16 protein-coding genes are annotated in these 20,394 nt (G+C 67.5%); 2 read left to right on the top strand and 14 right to left on the bottom strand.

All coding sequences use genetic code 11. From position 1 onward, the window contains the following. Positions 1–94: 94 nt before the first annotated feature. From gdhA to GO707_RS00150, 12 genes are all read right to left on the bottom strand, one after another. On the bottom strand, positions 95–1,426 hold the full coding sequence (gene gdhA / locus GO707_RS00205; protein WP_157011458.1) for an NADP-specific glutamate dehydrogenase: 1,332 nt from the start codon (positions 1,424–1,426) through the stop codon (positions 95–97). 154 nt (positions 1,427–1,580) lie between these two features. Beyond that, positions 1,581–2,312: a hypothetical protein gene (locus GO707_RS00200; RefSeq protein ID WP_157011456.1), complete on the bottom strand. Its 732-nt coding sequence runs from the start codon at positions 2,310–2,312 to the stop codon at positions 1,581–1,583. A gap of 112 nt (positions 2,313–2,424) precedes the next feature. Next, positions 2,425–5,340: an excinuclease ABC subunit UvrA gene (uvrA, locus tag GO707_RS00195; protein WP_157011454.1), complete on the bottom strand. Its 2,916-nt coding sequence runs from the start codon at positions 5,338–5,340 to the stop codon at positions 2,425–2,427. A gap of 84 nt (positions 5,341–5,424) precedes the next feature. Then, entirely contained in the window at positions 5,425–6,825 is a 1,401-nt protein-coding gene (locus GO707_RS00190) for an MFS transporter (RefSeq protein WP_157011452.1), read from the bottom strand. A gap of 683 nt (positions 6,826–7,508) precedes the next feature. Beyond that, positions 7,509–8,477 carry a tyrosine recombinase gene (locus GO707_RS00185; protein WP_241520689.1) on the bottom strand — a complete coding sequence of 323 codons (969 nt, stop codon included), beginning with the start codon at positions 8,475–8,477 and terminating at the stop codon, positions 7,509–7,511. Beyond that, positions 8,474–9,838: a methylenetetrahydrofolate--tRNA-(uracil(54)-C(5))-methyltransferase (FADH(2)-oxidizing) TrmFO gene (gene trmFO / locus GO707_RS00180; RefSeq protein ID WP_114539763.1), complete on the bottom strand. Its 1,365-nt coding sequence runs from the start codon at positions 9,836–9,838 to the stop codon at positions 8,474–8,476. The genes GO707_RS00185 and trmFO overlap by 4 nt, the downstream gene beginning before the upstream one ends. 88 nt (positions 9,839–9,926) lie before the next feature. Next, the gene (gene dprA, locus GO707_RS00175) at positions 9,927–10,874 is read right to left on the bottom strand and encodes a DNA-processing protein DprA (RefSeq protein ID WP_232325471.1); all 948 of its coding nucleotides are present in this window, start codon (positions 10,872–10,874) and stop codon (positions 9,927–9,929) included. A gap of 3 nt (positions 10,875–10,877) precedes the next feature. Continuing rightward, on the bottom strand, positions 10,878–12,353 hold the full coding sequence (locus tag GO707_RS00170) for a YifB family Mg chelatase-like AAA ATPase (protein WP_114539762.1): 1,476 nt from the start codon (positions 12,351–12,353) through the stop codon (positions 10,878–10,880). A gap of 27 nt (positions 12,354–12,380) precedes the next feature. Further along, positions 12,381–12,881, bottom strand: a complete 501-nt coding sequence (locus GO707_RS00165; protein ID WP_114539761.1) for a YraN family protein — start codon at positions 12,879–12,881, stop codon at positions 12,381–12,383. A gap of 148 nt (positions 12,882–13,029) precedes the next feature. Next, positions 13,030–13,818 carry a ribonuclease HII gene (locus tag GO707_RS00160; RefSeq protein WP_114539791.1) on the bottom strand — a complete coding sequence of 263 codons (789 nt, stop codon included), beginning with the start codon at positions 13,816–13,818 and terminating at the stop codon, positions 13,030–13,032. Between the two features lie 79 nt (positions 13,819–13,897). Then, positions 13,898–14,245, bottom strand: coding sequence for a 50S ribosomal protein L19 (gene rplS / locus GO707_RS00155; RefSeq protein ID WP_022739752.1), 348 nt, complete (start codon positions 14,243–14,245; stop codon positions 13,898–13,900). Positions 14,246–14,410: 165 nt separating this feature from the next. Beyond that, positions 14,411–15,346, bottom strand: coding sequence for an SPFH domain-containing protein (locus tag GO707_RS00150; protein WP_114539760.1), 936 nt, complete (start codon positions 15,344–15,346; stop codon positions 14,411–14,413). Between the two features lie 111 nt (positions 15,347–15,457). Between GO707_RS00150 and GO707_RS12115 the strand changes: the two genes are divergently transcribed. Further along, positions 15,458–16,762 (top strand): isochorismatase family protein, encoded by a 1,305-nt coding sequence (locus tag GO707_RS12115; protein WP_335878652.1) that lies wholly within the window; start codon positions 15,458–15,460, stop codon positions 16,760–16,762. Positions 16,763–16,951: 189 nt separating this feature from the next. Here GO707_RS12115 and hcp read toward each other — a convergent pair whose 3' ends face one another. Continuing rightward, positions 16,952–18,538, bottom strand: coding sequence for a hydroxylamine reductase (gene hcp / locus GO707_RS00135; protein WP_157011448.1), 1,587 nt, complete (start codon positions 18,536–18,538; stop codon positions 16,952–16,954). A gap of 150 nt (positions 18,539–18,688) precedes the next feature. Between hcp and GO707_RS00130 the strand changes: the two genes are divergently transcribed. Then, the gene (locus GO707_RS00130; RefSeq protein ID WP_022739748.1) at positions 18,689–19,372 is read left to right on the top strand and encodes a Crp/Fnr family transcriptional regulator; all 684 of its coding nucleotides are present in this window, start codon (positions 18,689–18,691) and stop codon (positions 19,370–19,372) included. Here GO707_RS00130 and GO707_RS00125 read toward each other — a convergent pair. Further along, positions 19,339–20,280, bottom strand: a complete 942-nt coding sequence (locus GO707_RS00125) for a PLP-dependent cysteine synthase family protein (RefSeq protein ID WP_157011446.1) — start codon at positions 20,278–20,280, stop codon at positions 19,339–19,341. The genes GO707_RS00130 and GO707_RS00125 overlap by 34 nt on opposite strands. Between the last annotated feature and the right edge of the window lie 114 nt (positions 20,281–20,394).

Below are 20,394 nucleotides of genomic sequence, written 5' to 3'. Positions count from 1 at the left end.
CCCCAGTTCATCACGGGGGGTTCTTTTCATGCGACTCACAGGCTGTTCGCAGCGTCGGCAGATCCGTTCGACCCGTCAGGGCGAACGGAATCGATTACACGATGCCCTGGGCCATCATGGCGTTGGCGACCTTCTCGAAGCCGGCGATGTTGGCGCCCATGACGTAGTTGCCCTCGTGGCCGTAGCGCTTGGCAGCGTCGTCGATGGCGTGGAAGATGCTCACCATGATGCCCTTGAGCTTCGCGTCCACTTCCTCGAAGGTCCAGGAGAGGCGCTCGGAGTTCTGGGACATTTCCAGACCGGAGGTGGCCACGCCGCCGGCGTTGGCCGCCTTGCCCGGGAAGAACACGATGCCGTGCTCCTGCACGTACTCGGTGGCCTCGAGCGTGGTGGGCATGTTGGCGCCCTCGGCGAGAATCTTGCAGCCGTTCTTCACGAGGTTCTCGACGTCCTCCATGTGCACCTCGTTCTGGGTGGCGCAGGGCAGCGCGATGTCGCAGGGGGTGACCCACACGCCGCGGCCCTCGTGGTACTCGACGCCCTCGCGACGGGCGGCGTACTCGGTGAGGCGGCCGCGCTCCACTTCCTTGACCTGCTTGAGCAGCGCGACATCGATGCCCGCCGGGTCGTACACCCAGCCGGTGGAGTCGGACACGGTGACCACCTTGGCGCCGAGCTGCTGGGCCTTCTGCGTGGCGTAGATGGCCACATTGCCGGAGCCGGAGATGCAGACCGTCTTGCCGTCGAAGGAATCGCCGTTGCACTTCAGGTACTCCTCCACGAGGTACACCAGACCGTAGCCGGTGGCCTCGGTGCGGGCGAGCGAGCCGCCGAAGCTAAGGCCCTTGCCGGTGAGCACGCCCTCGAAGACGTTCTTGATCTTCTTGTACTGGCCGAACATGTAGCCGATCTCGCGGGCGCCCGTGCCGATGTCGCCAGCCGGCACGTCGGTGTCGGCGCCGATGTGACGGAACAGCTCGGTCATGAAGGCCTGGCAGAAGCGCATGACCTCCATGTCGGACTTGCCCTTCGGGTCGAAGTCGCAGCCGCCCTTGCCGCCGCCCATGGGCAGCGTGGTGAGGCTGTTCTTGAAGATCTGCTCGAAACCGAGGAACTTGATGATGCCGAGGTTCACGGAAGGATGCAGGCGCAGGCCGCCCTTGTAGGGGCCGATGGCGCTGTTGAACTGCACGCGGAAGCCGCGGTTCACCTGGATCTTGCCGTTATCGTCGACCCACGGCACGCGGAACATGATGACGCGCTCGGGCTCGACGATGCGCTCGAGCAGCGCGGCCTGCTCGTACTCGGGATGGGCCTCGATGACCGGCTCGAGGGACTGGAGCACCTCGGTGACGGCCTGGATGAACTCGGGCTGCTCGGCGTTCTTCGCCTTCACCTGCTCGATGACGTTGTCGACGTAGCTCAAAGGAACCTCCTTTATGCGGAAAGGGCTCGCGGCGGTGCCACGGTGCACCTCCGCCTTCGCGCTGCATTATAGGACGGAGAATTTCCAAACGATGACTAATTAACTGAGCCGAAACAAAGCCCGCGAATTTGCGCACCGGCGGCCGGCAAACGGGCTAGAGCGAGGCGTACACCTTCGAGGAGGGGACGTTCAGGGACGTGAGCAGCACGACGCCCACCTGCCCGCGCTCCGGCGCGTAGACGATGTGCGCGCTTCCCTCGCCCTCGCCGCGGCCGGGCTCGGCCTGGTCGTCGTCGGTGACGATGACCACGTTGAAGTCGTCGGTGTCCGCCAGGCAGCTCAGGCGCGGCACGAGGCAGACGAAGGACTCGGCGCCGGCGGACGCGAGCTCGTCGTGCAGCTTTTTCAGCTGACGAGCCGAGGCGTAGTAGTCCACGGCCACGACGCCGATCTTGCGGTCGCCGGCCATGAGGATGCGCGGCTTCTCGTAGCGGGCGAGGTCGTCCACGTTCAGCGTGAGGACGCCGGCGCCCTTCTCCTCGTAGAACGAGCGCACGTCCGAGGCGTACACGGGCCGCTCGCGCATGGACAGCGGCAACCGCGCCAGCTCGGCGGCCACCATCTCGCCCAGTGTCTCGGGACGCTCCTCGGCGCCCCCATCCACCGAGGGGAGCTTCGTGGGGCGCAGCGCGTCCAGGACGTCGTAGGTGCCGTCGAAGACGATGGCCGTATATCCGGACATCTGCCCGAAGGCGTCGTCCACGGCCGTGGCGGCCATATTGAAGGAGCGGCCCGTCTCGAAGTAGCGCAGAAGCACGCTGCCGCCGAGCACGACGAGCAGCGCGAACACGAGCAGGGCGACTTTTTCGCGGGTACGCTTCTTCATGGAGGAAATTATACCGAAGCGCCGCCGCATGGGCGCGACGGGGCACGAGGTTCCATATTCCCTCTCCGTAGGGGGCGACCTTGGTCTGCCCCTCCGGGATAGGGCCGGACGCTTAACGGGAGGCCAGTTGGCGGTCGGCCTCCAGCATGCGCTTGACGAAGTGGCCGGTGTAAGAGCCCTCCACCTCGGCCACCTCCTCAGGCGTGCCCTGGGCGACGATGGTGCCGCCGCGGTCGCCGCCCTCGGGGCCCAAGTCCACGATGTGGTCGGCGCATTTGATGACATCCAGGTTGTGCTCGATGACGAGCACCGTGTTGCCGGCGTCCACGAGGCGCTGCAGCACCTCGAGCAGCTGGCGCACGTCCTCGAAGTGCAGGCCCGTGGTGGGCTCGTCCAGGATGTAGAAGGTCTTGCCGGACTGGCGCTTCTGCAGCTCGCTGGCGAGCTTCACGCGCTGGGCCTCGCCGCCGGAAAGCGTGGTCGCCGGCTGGCCCAGGCGGATGTAGCCGAGGCCCACGTCGAAGAGCGTCTGCAGCTTGCGGCGGATGCCCGGGATGTTCTCGAAGAAGTGCAGAGCGTCCTCCACGGTCATGTCGAGCACCTCGGAGATGTTCTTGCCGCGGTAGGTCACCTGCAGCGTCTCGCGGTTGTAGCGCTCACCGTTGCAGACCTCGCAGGGCACGTACACGTCGGGCAGAAAGTGCATCTCGATCTTGATCTGGCCGTCGCCCTTGCAGGCCTCGCAGCGGCCGCCGCTCACGTTGAAGGAGAAGCGCCCCGGCGCGTAGCCGCGGGCCTTGGCCTCGGCCGTGCTGGCGAACAGCGCGCGGATATCGTCCCACAGCCCGATGTAGGTGGCCGGGTTCGAGCGCGGGGTGCGCCCGATGGGGCTCTGGTCGATGTTGATGACCTTGTCGAGCTTCTCCAGGCCCGTGATCTTGCGGTAGGGTCCGGTGCGGCGATGAGCGTGGTTCAACCGGTTGGCGAGCGCCGGTGCCAGCGTGTCGGTGATAAGGGAGCTTTTTCCGGACCCGGAGACGCCCGTGACCACGGTGAGCGTGCCGATGGGCACCTCCAGTGTGACGTTGTTCAGGTTGTTCTCCTTGGCGCCGGTCATCTTCAACGTGCCGCGCCCGGGCTTGCGACGCGTCTCCGGCACCGCGATGCGGCGGCGCCCCGACAGGTAGTCGGCCGTGACGGAGCCCTCGGTGGCCATGACCTCGGCCGGCGTCCCCGCCGCGATGACGTGGCCTCCGTGCTCGCCGGCGCCCGGGCCCATGTCCACCACGAAGTCGGCCGCCCGGATGGTGTCCTCGTCGTGCTCCACGACCACCACGGTGTTGCCCAGGTCGCGCAGGCGCTCCAGCGTGGCGATGAGCCGCTCGTTGTCGCGCTGGTGAAGCCCGATGGAGGGCTCGTCCAGAATGTAGAGCACGCCCATGAGCCCGGCGCCGATCTGGGTGGCGAGCCGGATGCGCTGGGCCTCGCCGCCGGAGAGCGTGGCCGTGGCCCGCTCCAGCGTGAGGTAGTCCAGGCCCACGTCCACGAGGAAGCGCAGCCGCTCGCGGATCTCCTTCACGATGGGCAGGGCGATAACCGCCGCCTGGCCCGTGAAGTGCAGCCCCTCGAAGAACGCCAGCGACTCGGCCGCCGACATCTCCGTGACGTCGTGGATGGACTTGTCGTTCACCGTGACCGCGAGGACCTCCGGCTTCAGGCGCTTGCCGCCGCAGGTCTCGCAGGGCACCGTGGCGAAATAGGCCGACAGCTTCTCGCGCTGGGCGTCGGACTGGGCCTCGGTATAGCGGCGCTTCACCGCGGCGAGCACGCCCTCCCACTCGATGTACCAGTAGGTGTCGCGGCCGTCCACGGTGCGGTAGTCCACGCGTACCTTCTCGTTGCCGAGGCCGTGTAAGAGCGCCTTCTGGGCCTTCTTCGGCATGTCCTCCCACGGGGTGTCGGCGTCGGTGCCCACATGCTGGGCCACGGCGCGCAGCACCTGGGGGTAGTAGTTGCCGCTCTTGAACGGCGCGATGACGCCCTCGTTCAGCGTGAGGGACGGATCCGGTACCACGAGCGAGGGGTCCACCTCGTCGCGGCTCCCGATGCCGAGGCAGTCGGGGCAGGCGCCGTAGGGGGCGTTGAAGGAGAAGTCGCGGGGCTGCAGCTCGTCCATGGAGTGGCCGTGCTCGGGGCACGCGAGGGCCAGCGAGAACAAATGCTCCCCCTCCCCGAGGCCGCCCGTGGCGCCGGAGGAGGTGCCCCCGGCCGCACCGAGCGGGTTGCCGTCGGGCCCGAGCACCTGCACAAGAACGCGGCCGCCCGCCAGCTTGCATGCCAGCTCCACGGCCTCGGCGATGCGGCTTTGGGCGGATTCCTTCAGCGTGACGCGGTCGACCACCACGTCGATGAAGTGCTTGATCTTCTTGTTCAGGGTAACGGGCTCACCGGTTAGCTTCACGATCTCGCCGTCGATGCGCACGCGGGAGAAGCCCTCCTTCTGCAGATCGGCGAAGAGCTTCGTGAACTCGCCCTTGCGGCCGGCCACCACCGGGGCCATGAGGATGGCCTTCGTCGACTCGCCCTGGGCGTCGTCGCCGAGGCGCAGGATGTCGTCGGTCACCTGGTCGGTGGTCTGCTTCTTGATTTCGCGGCCGCACTCCGGGCAGTGAGGCACGCCCACCCGCGCGAACAGAAGGCGCAGGTAGTCGTAGATCTCGGTGGTGGTGCCCACGGTGGAGCGGGGATTCTTCGACGTGGTCTTCTGATCGATGGACACCGCCGGCGACAGGCCGTCGATGGAGTCCACATCGGGCTTGGACATCTGGCCCAGGAACATGCGGGCATAGCTGGAGAGGCTCTCCACATAGCGGCGCTGCCCCTCGGCGTACATGGTATCGAAGGCGAGGCTGGACTTGCCGGAGCCGGAAAGGCCCGTGATGACGACCAGCTCGTCGCGGGGAATAATCAGGTCGACGTCCTTCAAGTTGTGCTCGCGGGCGCCTTTGATGACGATCTCGTTGGCCATGGGCTGGATTTCCTTCGCAGACGTGAAGCAACGGGCGCCGCGCGGGCCGCCCGTTGCCGAATTCTCTTGTTTCGTCTGCGTATTCTAACGATTCGCGCGGCCGCTGGCTAGCAATTTAGGGAACTTTTGTTCGTGTTCACGGATTTTGCATAGATGAGCGCTCAGGTTATATGAGCGCGGGGCAGCGACGGAGGCATCCTCGGGAACGGCCTCCCCCGTCGCGGGCTCGGGAGCCGACGACTCCCCCATGCCCTTCATCTTCCGGAAGCGGGACAGCGTGAGGCGGGCGTCCTTCTTCTTCTCGCTGGGCGCCCGCAGGCAGACCGCCACGAACAGGCTGGCAGCGACGAGCACGGCGGCCATGGCGGCGAACACGAAGACGAAGGAGGTCGCTTCCAAAAGGATGCCGCAGACCACGCCGGTGACCGCCGAGCCGGCGTAGGCCACGAGGTTCACCGAGGCGAGGATGGCCGAGACGCGCAGCACGCTCACGCGCAGAAGCAGAAGGCGCAGCGACACGGACACCGCCACGCCCATGGCGAAGCTGAACAGGGCGCAGTCGGCCATGAACAGAAGCTCGGCGCCCATGAGGATGAACAGCGCCATGAGCGCCGTGGTGAGAGTCACGGCCGTCATGGAGACGACGAGGGTACGCTTGGGCTCGAAGCGCTGCACGAGCGGGCCGCCGAGAAGCGACGGCGCCATGATCAGGGCCAGAATGACCGACCCGGCCAGGGGCGAGGTCTCGCCGAAGCACTGCTGGGCGATGGGCGCCGAGAACGACTGGTAGAAGCAGGAGACGAGCCAGGTAGCCAGGTAGCACACGGCCACCACGGCGAACAGGCGCCGGTTGTCGGTGGGGATATAGACGCGCACCCTCAGCACGGCGCGCAGCGAGAGCGTCTGGTCGAGGGGCTCGTGCACCACGGGCATGAGGAACAGGCACACGGCCAGGATGACGATCATGATACCGTAGAGCACGGCGATGCTCGGCACGATGTCGTAGAGGACGCCCACGGCCACCGAGCCGATCATGATGCCGACCATGGCGCCGCAGCTGGCAACGGTGGATCCCCAGCCGAGGTGCTTCTCCCCCACGCAGTCGATGACGAGAGCGGACACGGCGCTCATGCCGAAGCCGGCCGAGAGGCCCTGGACGAAGCGGGCGGCGAGCACGGCCGCGCCGCTGTCGGCCATCATGAACATGATGCAGCCGACGATGGCGAGCATGAGGGTGAGGCTGGTCACGGGAGTACGCCCGAAGGCGTCGGAGATGCGTCCGGCGAGCAAGAGCGTCAAGGCCACGCCGGTGAGGTAGGTGAACATCGTATTGGAGATATCCGCCGTAGTGAGCCCGATGGTGGCCTGGTAGTCGGCATAGAGGGGAATCGGGATCGCCGTGGCGGCGAAAATGGCCAGAAACGCGATGGTGGCGAGCGCGAACCCGCGCAGGGACTGCCCGTCGGTGAGCTCCTCTTTGTGCATCCTTTCCTCCGTATGAACGAGATGTGCCAGCCTGCCTCTTGGGAACGGATATCCCGAAAGGGTGGGTGAAGTATGAACCTCGCTTCAGGGGAATTCAAGGGATTGCGCTGAGTTTTCCACTCAGCGATGAAACGGCCCCGCAAGCCGCGCGAGGGTTCGGAGTCCCGTGCCGCCCGCCGCCGCCTTAAAGCCGCCGACGGCGGCCGCCGCGAGCAGCTGGTCATGCCCCCCCCCCGCAACCGACAGCGAGCGCAAAAGGAGCCCTCTCCCCCGAGGGCTCCTGAGTGGGTTTCCGCTGTGGCGTATCCGGAACCTACATGACAGCGTGGCTGGCGGACTGCATGAGGTAGGGAATGTAGGCGAGCACGACGAGCGCCGCCCAAAACAGCATCTTCGCCTTCTTGCGACTCATGGCTCCTCCCTTCCGCGCAATCCGTCCGATCGACGGTCCATCTGGATCGTCACGGTGATTCTTGCACAAAATACAGGAGGGGAAGACCCGGAAAAGCCACTGGTCACGATGGCGCAACCGCCCCGATGACCCCGCGCAACGCCTCTGTTCGCCATTTGTAAATTACGCCCGTATCGTTCCGCAGGGGCCGACCTCGGTCGGCCCTCCCGACGGGAGCAAACTTGCACGACAAAACAGGGGCGACCAAGGTCGCCCCCTACGGTTGGGCAACCTAAGCCCGGGGATGGGCGAGGCCGTGGATCTCCTTCAGGCGCTCCGGGGTCACATGGGTGTAGATCTGCGTGGTGGTGAGGCTCGCATGCCCCAGCATATCCTGGACGCTGCGCAGATCGGCGCCACCCTCCAGAAGGTCGGTGGCGAAGGAGTGGCGCAGGGCATGGGGCGAGAGCGACTCGTCCAGCCCCGCTGTGGCCAGAGCGCGCTTGAACATCTTGCGGATGCCGTCGGGCTTCATCTGGTTTCCCCGGTTGCTGACGAAGAAGTAGTCGCTCTGCCTGTCGCCGAGCAGCTCCGGCCGCGCCTTCTCGAGATAGCGGGCCATGGCCTCGGCGCCCCGGCGGCTCAAGGGCACGATGCGCTCCTTGGCGCGCTTGCCGAACACCTTCACCTCGCACTCGGGGAAGTTCACCCAGGAAAGGAGAAGCCCGGAGGCCTCGGAGACGCGGGCGCCGCAGGAGAACAGGAATTCCAGGAGCGCCGCATCGCGCATCTGCGCCGCCGTCTGCTCGCGGGGCGCGCCGTCGGCGTCGGTCGGGCCGTAGACGGCCAGCAGGCGCTCCACGTCGCCGTCGGACACGACCTTCGGGAGCCGCCGGTCGACCTTGGGGGCCGACAGCACGCTGGCGGGATCGGCCGGGGCGAGGCCGATCACGCACGCCCAGCGGAAGAACGTGCGCAGAGACGACAGGTGCCGCTTGATGGTGGTGCGGGCGTAGCGCGCCTGGTCGAGCTCGGCGAGGTAGCGCCTCAGCTGGCGGTAGGTGGGAGCGAGCGGGTCGACACCCGCCCGCTGCGCCCAGCGCAGGTAGGCCTCCATGTCCTCGCGATAGGCGCGCACCGTATGGGCCGAGGCGCCCATCTCGGAGGCGAGGTGATCGCAGAACCGCGCCACCGCCTCTTCGCCGGACAGCGGCGCCCCGTCGGCGGCGTTTCCGCCGCCAGCGCCTTTGCGCCCCGTCACGGCAGCAGCCCCGCCTCGGCCAGGGCCTCCCTATAGCCCGCAAGCGCCTCGTTGGCGCGGTCGGCGTAGGCCTGGTAGCGGGCGCGCTTGTTGCGCACCGGGGGCGAGAGCGGAGCCATGAGCCCGAAGTTCACGTGCATGGGCTGGTAGTCCTTCGTCGCCGGATCCGTGGCGTAGGCCAGAAGCGCCCCGAACACCGTCTCCGTCGGCAGCTCCGGCAGCGCGATCCCCGCAAGATCGGCAGTCACGGCCAGCGCGACGTGCAGCCCGCTGCGGATGGCCTCGCAGTAGCCCTCGGTGCCGGCAAGCTGACCCGCCACGTAGACGGGGACGCCGAGGGCGTCCGCTTGCGGCGTGACGAGCCGGTTACGACGGTCGAGCAGCCGCGGCGCGTCGATGAAGGTGTTGCGGTGCATGACGCCGTAGCGCGCGAACTCCGCCTCTTCCAGGCCGGGGATCATGCGAAACACGCGGCGCTGCTCGGGGAAGGTGAGGTTGGTCTGGAACCCGACGAGGTTGTAGCTGGCGCCGTGGGCGTCCTCGGCGCGCAGCTGCAAAGCCGCCCAAGGGCGGCGCCCCGTGCGCGGATCGGTGAGCCCCACCGGCTTCAGGGTGCCGAAGCGCGGGGCGTCGCGGCCCGCCCGGGCTATCTCCTCGATGGGCTGGCAGGCTTGGAACAGCTCGCGGGTCTCGAAGTCCTTGGCGATGACGCGCTCGGCCGCGAGAAGCTGCTCGATGAAGGCGTCGTACTCCTCCCGGGTGAACGGGGCGTTCAGATAGTCTCCGCCGGCACCGGCGTCCTCGTAGCGGCTTTGGCGGAACACCTTCCCAAAGTCGATGGAATCCGCCATCACCACCGGCGCCGCAGCGTCGTAGAAGGCCAGGGCGTCTCGCCCCGTCAGGGCCATAAGCGACGATGAGAGCGCGTCGGAGGTGAGCGGGCCGCTCGCCAAGACGATCGCGTCCGAGCCGGCGGCAAGGGAGGGGATGTCCGTCGCCTCGCGGCGCTCCACCGCAATGAGGGGATGCTCCTCCACCTGGCGCGTCACGTCTCGGGAGAACAGCACCCGATCCACCGCCAACGCGCCGCCCGCGGCCACCGCATGGCGTTTCGCCGCCGCGATCAGCGGCGACTCCAGAGTCGTGAGCTCCGCCTTCAAAAGCCCCGCCGCGCTGTCGGGCTTGGTGCTCTTGAGCGAGTTGGAGCAGACGAGCTCGGCCGCGTCTCCCGTATGGTGCACGGCGGTCGGACGCGCGGGTCGCATTTCGACAAGGCGCACGGAGATTCCGCGCGAGGCGAGGTTCAGGGCCGCCTCGCTGCCCGCCAGTCCTGCGCCTACTATGGTTACCGTATTGCTCATGGGGCAAAAGGATACCAAACAACGGTGCCGTAAGGCCCGTCAATTCCGCTTGGGCGCCCCAGCTTCTCCCTATCGACACAGCCATGGCCTACACCGCCGTCCGCAGGGCCGGATGCGGGCCGTAGCGCCCGTCGGGGTACTGGGCGATGAGCCCGTCGCGCTGGGCCTCGGCGAGCCAAATCATGAGCCAGGTGAACGTGTCGCCAGCCGGAGCATGATCCTCGGCCAACTGACGCAGGGCCTCCATGCCCAAAGGCTCCGCTTGCAGCGCCGCGAGCAGAGCCTCCTCGCCGCGATAGGGCTGGCTCGCCTTGCCGCGATCGTCCGCAGCCTCGGCCCGCTGCTCCTTCAGGCAACCGAAGGTGGCGAAGAGGGCGTCGGCGAAGGCTTCGTCGTCCACAATGGGGAGCGCCCCCTGGTACAGCAGGCGGTTCGCCCCCTTCGACGCCGCAGAGGTGATGGCCCCCGGCACCACCCATACCTCCCGGCCCGCGAGCAGCGCCTCGTCGGCCGTGGAGAACGTGCCCGAGGGCAGCCCCGCCTCCACGATGAGCGTGGCCCGGGAGAGCCCCGCAATGAGCCGGTTGCGGGCGCGGAAGGTGTGGGGCTGGGGCGGGAAGTCCCATTCGTGCTCGGAGACCACCGCGCCGCCGGCCGCCACGATGCGCTGGAAGAGCCCCGCGTTCTCCGCCGGGTACAGCTGGTTGCAGCCGCCCCCGAGGAAGGCCACCGTGGGCGCGCCCGCGGCCAAGGCCGCCTCGTGGGCCACGGCGTCGCAGCCCCGCGCGCCCCCGGAGATGATGGCGACGCCGCGCTCGGCGGCAGCCGCGGCAAAGCGCTTGGCGCAGCCGCGCCCGTAGGGCGTCGCGCGCCGCGCACCCACGACGGCCAGTCCCTCGACCAACGCGCCGGGGCAGCCCACGCCGTACAGGCGCGCCGGCGGGTGGGGTATGCTCTTCAGCGCCTTCGGGAACAGCGGATCCTCCAAGGCAAGCTCGAAGCGCTCCCCTTCCAATCTCATTACCTTCACAGGCATCGGTCACTTTCCTCCTATTCCATCGCGCACGCGGAAGTTCACGGCCTCCGCGATGTGCGCGCTCTCGATTTCCTGGGATTCCGCCATGTCGGCGATGGTGCGGGCCACCGCGAGCGTGCGCGTGATGGCCCTGCCGCTCATGGCGTGCAGCTCGGCCTGGGCGATCATGAAGCGGCGCGGCCCGTCGGCCAAGGCCTCTATGGAGCCGTCGGGCTCCTTTTCGGCCATCTGCGATGCGCGCCACGAGGCGAAGTCCCGGGCCGCCATCACCCCCTCCCGCAGCTGCGCGGAGCTCGTCCCCCGCCTCCGCTCCAAAATCTCCGCCGGACGGATGCGGCGGACGTCCAGATGCAGGTCGATGCGGTCGATGAGGGGACCGCCGATGCGGTTCTGGTAGCCCCGGATCTGGGGCACCGTGCAGGTGCACTCCCGCTCCTCGTCGCCGAAATACCCGCAGGGACACGGGTTGCTGGCCGCCACGAGCATGAACCGCGCCGGGAAGGTCACGTTGCCGTCGGCCCGGGTGAGCATCACCGATCCGCTCTCCATGGGCTGGCGTATGCCCTGCAAAACCGAGCTTTTGAACTCCGCCAGCTCGTCCAAGAAGAGCACTCCGTGGTGGGCCAGGGACACCTCGCCCGGCCGCAGGGGGCTGCCACCTCCTACGAGCCCGGCCAACGTGGCGCTGTGATGCGGATGGCGGAAGGGGCGCTGGCCCGCGATGATGGCATCGATGGGCTCGGCGGCCACGGAATGAACCACGGCCGCCTCCAGCATCTCGTCGGGACAGAGCGGCGGCATGATGGAGGGCATGCGGGAGGCGAGCATGGTCTTGCCCGACCCGGGCGGTCCCATCATGAGCAGCCCGTGACCGCCGGCCGCGGCGATCTGGAAGGCCCGCTTGGCCGTCTCGTGACCCGCGACCTCCGCGAAGTCGAGCGCCTCGACGGCCGCCACCGAGACCGCCCGCCCCCCGTGGGCCGGCAGCACCGCCGCCGCGCCTCCCTCACGGGCCGCCTGAGCCAGCGACGTCATGGCGAGCAGCCGCACGTCGTCCAAGGGCACCGGATCGCTGTCGGCGGCGCAGACGAAGTCCAACCCGAGGCGCCGGGCGCAGATGGCGCAGGCGAGCGTGCCCGCCACCGGCCGCACGCGCCCGTCCAGCGAGAGCTCGCCCACGTAGAGCGCGTCCCGCGCCCAGGCCGGATCGATCTGCCCCGTGGCCGCCAGAATGCCCAAGGCTATGGGAAGGTCGAACCCCGACCCCGTCTTGCGCAGATGGCTCGGCGCCAGGTTCACGACGATCTTCTCCCCCGGCATGGAGAACCCCGCTGCCCGCAGCGCGGCGCGCACCCGCTCCCGCGCCTCCTGGATGGCCGCGTCCGGCATGCCCACGATGGCCATGCCCGGCAGGCCGCCGGAAACGACCACCTCGACCCGCACCGGCACCACTTCCACACCGCGAACCGTCGCCCCCATGACGGCGCATTGACCCCGCGCCACGGCTCAACCCGCCGAATAGGCGCCCAGATGGTGCCGGATGAAGGCGCGATCGTCGGAGAGCACGATAATGGCCACCACATCAAAGCGCACCACGGCCTCGCCGAAGAAATGGTCTTGAATGTAGGCGAGGGCGATGCGCTCGTACTTCTCGCGCTTGGCCCGGGTGACCGCCTCGCTGGGCAGCCCCTTGTCGGCGTTGCGGCGCGTCTTCACCTCGACGAACACGAGCGCCTCGTCGTTGACGGCGATGATATCGGCCTCCCCGGCGAAACAGGTCCAGTTGCGCTCGAGAATGGTGTAGCCGTTGCGCTGGAGGAACCGCGCGGCCGCCTCCTCGCCCCGCGCCCCCAGCGCCTGGTTGCGGCGTCCCCGGGCGTTCGGATCGGCAGGCCGCCGCTTCCTCGATCCCTCTTTCGCCTTGCGTTTGGGCGCCGACGCGGACTTGGGCTTCTTCTCCTTAATCGCGGGACGCTCCAACACGCCCGCCTCACTGCTCGCAGCCATAAGGTGCGCTCCTTTCCTCTCGATGGAGCACACCTTAGTCGAGCACGACCGTAAAAATGACGCGGGAATGTCCCGTTTCGTTCCTCGCGCCGACCGCACTGGCGTCGCAGCAGCGTCGCACTAGCGTCGCATCGACGTCGCAAAATCCCTAGAACAGGCTCTCCTGGGCGGCGAAGGAGCAGAAACTGCGCCGGTGGATGGGACAAAGCCCCCGCTCGCGGATGGCCGCCATATGGCCCTCGGAGCCGTACCCCTTGTTCGACTCGAAGCCGTAGCCGGGGTACTGCTCGGCATAGGCCTCCATCACATGATCGCGCGCCACCTTGGCCACGAGCGACGCGGCGGCGATGGAGGCGCACTTCCCGTCCCCCTTCACGACGTTCACCTCCCGCGGATCAAGATGCAGCGGGTTGCCGTCCAGAAGAACGACGTCCACCGCAACGCCCTGGGCCTCCACCTCGGCGATGGCGGCGGTAAAGGCCTGACGCAAAGCCGCCGTCATGCCCACTCGGTCGATATCGGCCGGCTCCACGTACTGCACCGTCCACGCCCGGGCGCGCCGGCGCACCTCCTCGGCGATGGCCTCGCGGTCCTCCGGCCTCACCTGCTTGGAGTCGTTGAGCCCGGCGATGGGGTCGTCCGCGTTCAGCACGACGCCCCCCACGGCCAAAGGTCCTGCCAAGGGCCCCCGTCCCACCTCGTCTAGCCCGATGACCACCGACCCTCCACGCTCGGCGGCGAGCTCCCGCTCGAACGCGTACATCCCCGCCAGGCGCGCCGCCTCGGCGGCCTCGGCCTCGAGGCGCCGGCGCGCCACTTCCACGGCCGTCCGCACGCCCTTGCGCGTGTCGGCCACAAGCGACCGCTCTAACACGGCGAAGGCGGCCGAGTCGGCCTCCTGCAGCTTCCGTCGGATCTCGGGGACGGTCAGATCAATCACCTCGGGCTCCTTCCCACCGGCGAAGAATACGAAAAAGGGCCCCCGAAGGAGCCCTCGCAAACACAAAAGATAAGGCCTAGCGGAACGCCTTCTCCTTGATCTTGGCGGCCTTGCCCACCTTGTTGCGCAGGTAGTACAGCTTGGCACGGCGCACATCGCCCTTGCGGGTGACCTCGATCTTCTCGATCTTCGGGGAATGCACGGGGAAGGTGCGCTCCACGCCGATGGAGAAGCTGATCTTGCGCACGGTGAAGGTCTCGCGAACCGACTCGCCCTGACGGCGGATGACGTCGCCCTGGAACACCTGGATACGCTCGCGGTTGCCCTCGGTGATGCGATAGTGAACCTTCACGTTGTCGCCCACGTGGAACTCGGGGAGGTCCTGCTTGATCTGCTGCTGCTCAATAGCGCGAATGATATCCATTGCCTTTTCCTACTCTATACTTCTAAATGGTCTTGCATCATTTCTCGTTTGGACGCGATTTGACAGTATATCGCCCCTATACCCTCGGCGCAAGGGAAATTATCGCGCCTTTCTGGGAAAGTCCACGAACGGCACACGGAAGCTCGAAGCGGTGTGACGAAGGAGCTACTTCTCCTCTTCCTCCACGATGACGAACTCGTCGTCGCCTTCCGTCTCCTGGGCCACGAGCATCTGCTCGAACATGGAGGCCGTCGCCGTGAAGTCGCTCGGCAGCACCACGGTGGACTGGCGGCCGTTGCGGGCGAACTCGCTCATCATGTCGGTCCACTGGGTGAAGATGAACAGCTGGTTTGCCTCGGCCGCCGACACGCCGGAGCTCTTGATGACCGCGAGCGACTCTGAGATGCCGTCTGCGATGGCCTTGCGCTGGGCCGCGATGCCGCGACCGGCCTGCTCCATGGCCTCGGCGCGGGCGCGGGCCTCGGTGACCACCTTGATGCGCTCGGCCTCGGCCAGCGACTGGGCGGCCTCCTTCTCGCGCTGGGCGGAGTTGATGCGGTTCATGGACTGCTCCACGTCGGCGGGCAGATCGATGGACGTGATGAGCGTGCTCACCACGTCGTAACCGTAGGCCACCATGAGGCCGGATACCGTCTGGTTCACATCCGAGGCGATGGCGTCCTTCTTGTCGAACACCTCATCGAGGGTGTACTGCGGCACGCTGGAGCGCAGGGCGTCGATGAGGTAGGAGCGCATCTGGGCCGTGGGATTGGCCAGCATGTAGTAGCTGCGCCACACGCCCGAGGGCTGTCCCTGGGACGCCGGTTGGGCGCTCACGCGGTACTGGGCGGCGATGGCCATGGTCACCGTCACGTTGTCGCGGGTCTTCGCGTCGATGCCGAACTGCTCCTGGCGGGTACGCATGTCCACCTTGGCGGCGATGGTCTCGAAGAACGGGATCTTGAGGTTCAGGCCCGCTCCCACCGTGCGGTTGAACTTGCCCAGCCGCTCAATGATGTAGACGTTCTGCTGCGGAACGATGAACAGCGCCTGGGGCAGGAGCAGCACCAAGAGAACGATGATGATAGCAAGTCCGATCATGGGATTCCTTTCGTCGAGAGGGCAAGGCGATGGATTGGCAACGCCCCCGCCTGATTCACCTTCCATAGTACTACAATGGAGCGAACCTGCCGCGAAGTTTAAGGAGTTGCCGTGATAGAACCAGCCCGCGCCGCCTTCCTGCTCATCGATATGCAGAACGGATTTATCGATGCCGCCTCGCCCTTGTGCATCGCCGGCGCGGCCGCCACGGTGCCTGCCTGCGCCCATGCCCTGGCCGCCGCCCGCGAGCACGGCCTCGCCGTCTTCCACGTGCGGCGCGCCTACGCCGCCGACGGCAGCGATGTGGAGGCCGTGCGCTGGGAGACATGGGCGGAAGGAGGCCGCCCCCTCTCGGCCGCCGACCCTGCGAGCCTCGACTGCCCGCCCGAGCTTTCACCCGCGCCCGGCGAGCCCGTCATTATGAAGCCGAGCTGGTCGGCCTTCTTCGGCACCGATCTGGCAGCCCTGCTGCGCGCACGCGGCATCGGCACCCTCGTACTCGCCGGTACCACCACCCCCAACTGCGTGCGCTCGACGGCTTACGACGGTCTCGCGCTCGGCTTCAACGTGGCCGTCCTGCGAGATGCCACCTCCTCGCGCAGCCCCGAGGCGCAGGAGGCGAACCTGGCGGACATGGAGGCCGTGGGCATCCAGCTCCTCCACACCGACGACTTCGCCGCCAACGGGCTTCTGCACGTCCGCGACACCGAGGCCGAGGTGGCCCGGGCCGTGGCCCTAGAGCGGGCGACGCAGGAGGAGACGGAAGGTGCGGCGGACAAGACAAACGCGGTCGTAGGAAACCCCGTCGCGCCCCTGCCCCCTACCCCGGCCCTGGAGTCCGTCGAGACCGTCTCCACCGGCTGGATCAACAAGTACCACCTGCACTACACGCTGCCCGACGGGCGCCCCTACACCTACGAGGGCGTCTCCCGCAAGGGGCCCGAGCGCTACGAGGCCGCTTTGGAGGCCTTAGGGAGCACCGGTGCGCCCGACCCCGACGCCGTCTGCATCGTGCCCCTTCTGCCCGACGGCTCGGTGCTGCTGGAGCGCGAGTTCCGCTATCCGCTGAACAGCTGGTGCGTATCGCTGCCCGCCGGCCTCATCGACGCCGGCGAGTCTTTGGAAGAGGCCGTCGCTCGCGAGCTTTCCGAGGAGACCGGCTACCGGCTGCGCGACGACATCGCCCCGGCGGTGCGTCCGCTGCCCCAGCCCGGCTTCTCGTCCACGGGCCTTACCGAGGAGAACGTCCAGGTGGTCTTCGCCCAGGTGGAGGCCGCCGGAAAAGCGCGCCCCGACAGCGCCGAGCTCATCGAGCCCTTCACCGTGGCCCGCGCCGACCTGCGCGCCTTCCTGGACGCCAACCAGCTCCCCATCGGCACCCGCTGCCAGCTCATCCTGGAGTTGCTCGCGATCTAGCATCGCCGGAACCCCACATCCTCCTCTCTCGGTAAGTACCGAGCGGCGCCACAAAATGGCGGCCGACTCTTCGTGAACCATGGAAGGCAACGAAAAAGGCGACGACCTCCGTCGGTCGCCGCCTTCCGTTTGCCTCGCATCGCGTCGCGCTCGCGCGATCTCTCGGGGCTCCTCGTTCTGTGCTCGGCGCTACTCGCCCAGAAGCTCCGCGAGGTCGGCCTCCGGGGTGGTGATGGGGGCGATGCCGTAGTTCTCGACGAGGACGTCGAGAACGCCGGGGCTCACGAAGGCCGGCAGCGTGGGGCCGAGCTTGATATTCCGAATGCCCAGGTACAGCAGCGTGAGCAGGATGCAGACGGCCTTCTGCTCGTACCAGGACAGCACCATGGACAGCGGCAGGTCGTTCACGCCGCAGTCGAAGGCCTCGGCCAGGGCTACGGCCACCTGGATGGCGCTGTAGGCATCGTTGCACTGGCCCATGTCCATGAGGCGCGGCAGGCCGCCGATCTCGCCCAGATCGAGGTCGTTGAAGCGGTACTTGCCGCAGGCCAGGGTGAGCACCACCGTGTCGTCGGGGGTGGCCTTCACGAAGTCGGTGTAGTAGTTGCGGCCCGGGCGCGCGCCGTCGCAGCCGGCGACGAGGAAGAAGTGCTTGATGGCGCCGCTCTTCACCGCGTCCACCACCGTGTCGGCCACGGAGAGCACCGTGCCCTGGGCGAAGCCCGTGGTCATCGTCGTGCCGCCGTTGATGCCGGGAATCGTGTGGGGCTCGTCGTAGCCGCCCAGCTCCAGCGCCTTCTGGATAACCGGGCCGAAGTCCTTGTCGGGGCCGATATGCGTGCAGCCGGGGAAGGCGACGACTTCCGTGGTGAACACGTTGTCGGCGTAGCTCTCCTTGGGAGGCATGAGACAGTTGGTGGTGAACAGGAAGGCCGCGGGCACGCCGTCGAACTCCTTCTTCTGGTTCTGCCACGCGGTACCGAAATTGCCCTTGAGCTGCGGGTACTTCTTCAGCTCCGGATAGGCGTGGGCCGGCAGCATCTCGCCGTGGGTGTAGATGCTCACGCCTGTGCCCTCGGTCTGCTCCAGCAGAAGCTTCAGGTCGTGCAAGTCGTGGCCGGAGATGACGATGAACGGGCCCGGCTCCACCTCCATGGCGACGGTGGTGGGCTCCGGCGTGCCGTAAGTGCCCGTGTTGGCCTCATCGAGCAGCCTCATGCAGCCGAGGTTCACCTCGCCCACCTTCAGCGCCAGGGGCAGAAGCGCGTCCACCGAGCCCGGCTCGGCCAGCTGCGCCAGGGCGTCGGCGAAGAACTCGTCGACAGTCGCGTCGCGGTAGCCCAGCACCCGGGCGTGGTAGGCGTAGGCCGCCGTACCGCGCAGGCCGAACAGCACGAGGGACTTGAGCGAGCGGATGTCCTCGTCGTCGCCCCAGATCTGGTCGACGTCGTAGTCGGAGACCGGCTCGATGCCGGCCGCGGCGGCCACGGCGACCGTCTCGACGCGCACTGCGTCCTTAAGCGCGGTCACGGCCTGCCCGTCGAAGTTCACGTTGGTCATGCAGGTGAACAGGCCGTCCACGATGAGATCGCAGATACGGTCGTTCTTGACGCCGGCCTCCCGGGCCGTGCGGGCCAAAGCGATCATCGCCCCGGTCAGCGCGTCCTGGGCATCGGCCACATCGGCCGGCTTGCCGCACACGCCGGCGCCGCCGGTGCAGGCCTCGCACTTCGCCACCTGCTCGCATTGGAAGCAAAACATTTGCTCTGTCGCCATAGACACTCCCTTTCGGGTCGCGGCCCTTGCGGCCGTGTTCCAGTAGATAGACGGCACCGTTGCGCCGCTGTTGTGAAGGTACTGGCACGGCAGGGCATTGTATGTTGTAATCACAACAAACGAAGCTTCCTTCAATGAAAAGGTTGACCCATGGAACGAAACGCCTTCCTGGCTGGAACGCCGCTGTTTTCTGGCGTGGCATCGCAGGAGGTCGGCGCGATGCTCGATTGCCTTGATGCCCATGAGCGCCGCTATGCCCAGGGCGAGCGCATCCATCATATGGGGGATTCGGTGTCCACTGCCGGCATCGTACTCACGGGGCGCGTCCGCATCGAGCACGTCGACCCCTGGGGCAACGTGAGCGTCGTGGGCATGCGCGGGCCCGGTGCCATGTTCGGCGAGGCCTACGCCGCCGCCGGCGAGCCGCTGCTCGTGGACGTCGTCGCCGACCAGGACTGCACCGTCCTCTTCCTGAATCTCGCGAAGGTGGTCGGCCCCTGCTCGTGCCGCTGCGACCACCACGCCCTCGTGGCCCGCAACATGATCGCCGCCATCGCTCGGCAGAGCCTCGCCCTCTCGCGCCGCATCTTTCACGTAGCGCCCAAGTCCATCCGCGGCAAGGTGCTCGCCTACCTCTCCAATGAGGCCGAGCGCACCGGCACCCGCGAGTTCGACATCCCCTTCAACCGCCAGCAGCTCGCCGACTACCTGGGGGTGGATCGCAGCGCGCTATCGGCGGAGCTGTCCCGCATGCAGAAGGCGGGGCTCATCCGATGCCGCCGCAACCACTTCGCGCTGCCTCACTCCCCCTCGAACAGCACCGTGGAGAAGTAGCGCTCGCCGGTGTCGGGGGCCAGCGTTACCACGGTCTTGTCCGGGCCGAGCTTGCGGGCCAACCGCAGAGCTGCCGCCACGTTGGTGCCCGAGGAGATGCCGCAGAACAGCCCCTCTTCCCGGGCGAGGCGCCGCGCGCACGCCAGAGCTTCCTCATCGGTCACCACGACGATCCCGTCGATGAATGAGGTATCCATGATGGCGGGCAGGATGCCATCGCCGATGCCCATCTGCACATGGGTGCCGATGGCGCCGCCTGAGAGCAGTGCGGCATGCTCGGGCTCGGCGGCCCAGATCTGCACCTCGGGGAAGACCGCGCGCAGCTCGGAGCCTATGCCGGTGATGGTGCCACCAGTGCCGAAGCCGGAGCAGAAGCCGTCGATGGCGATGCCGGCCGCGCGCACATCGGCAAGGATCTCCGCGGCCGTGCCATCGACATGGGCCGCCAGGTTGTCGCGGTTCACGAATTGCTGGGGCACGAACACGCGCGGATCCTCCGCGGCCATCTTCTGGGCAAGGGCGATGCACTCCTCGATGCAGGCGCCGATGTCGCCCTCGTCGTGGACGCAGACCACCTCGGCCCCGTAATGCTCCATGATGCGCCGGCGTTCTACCGAGCAGGAGTCCGGCATGATGATGCGGGCCGCGTAGCCCTTCACGGCCGCCACAAGGGCGAGTCCCACGCCCTGGTTGCCGCTCGTGGGCTCCACGATGATGGAATCGGGCCCAAGCTCGCCGCGCTCCTCGGCGCGCTCGATCATCTTCAGCGCCGTGCGCGTCTTCACCGAGCCGCCCACGTTCACCGCCTCGAACTTCACGAGCACCTGGGCGTCGTCGGGCCCGGTCATGCGCCGCAGCCGCACGAGCGGCGTCGATCCCACGGCTTCCAGAATGTTATCGCAGATCATAGCTTCCCCTCACCTTCGGGGTCATCGTTTTCCACGACAGATTCTAGCATCGCCCCCGATTCCCTTTGCCGCCCCCTCCCCGAAACGCCGAAACCCCGCCCCGAGGGGCGCAGC

Origin of the sequence: Adlercreutzia rubneri (assembly GCF_009755265.1) — a bacterium.
Lineage (GTDB): Bacteria > Actinomycetota > Coriobacteriia > Coriobacteriales > Eggerthellaceae > Adlercreutzia > Adlercreutzia rubneri.
This window is presented reverse-complemented; position numbering and strand designations above follow the sequence as displayed.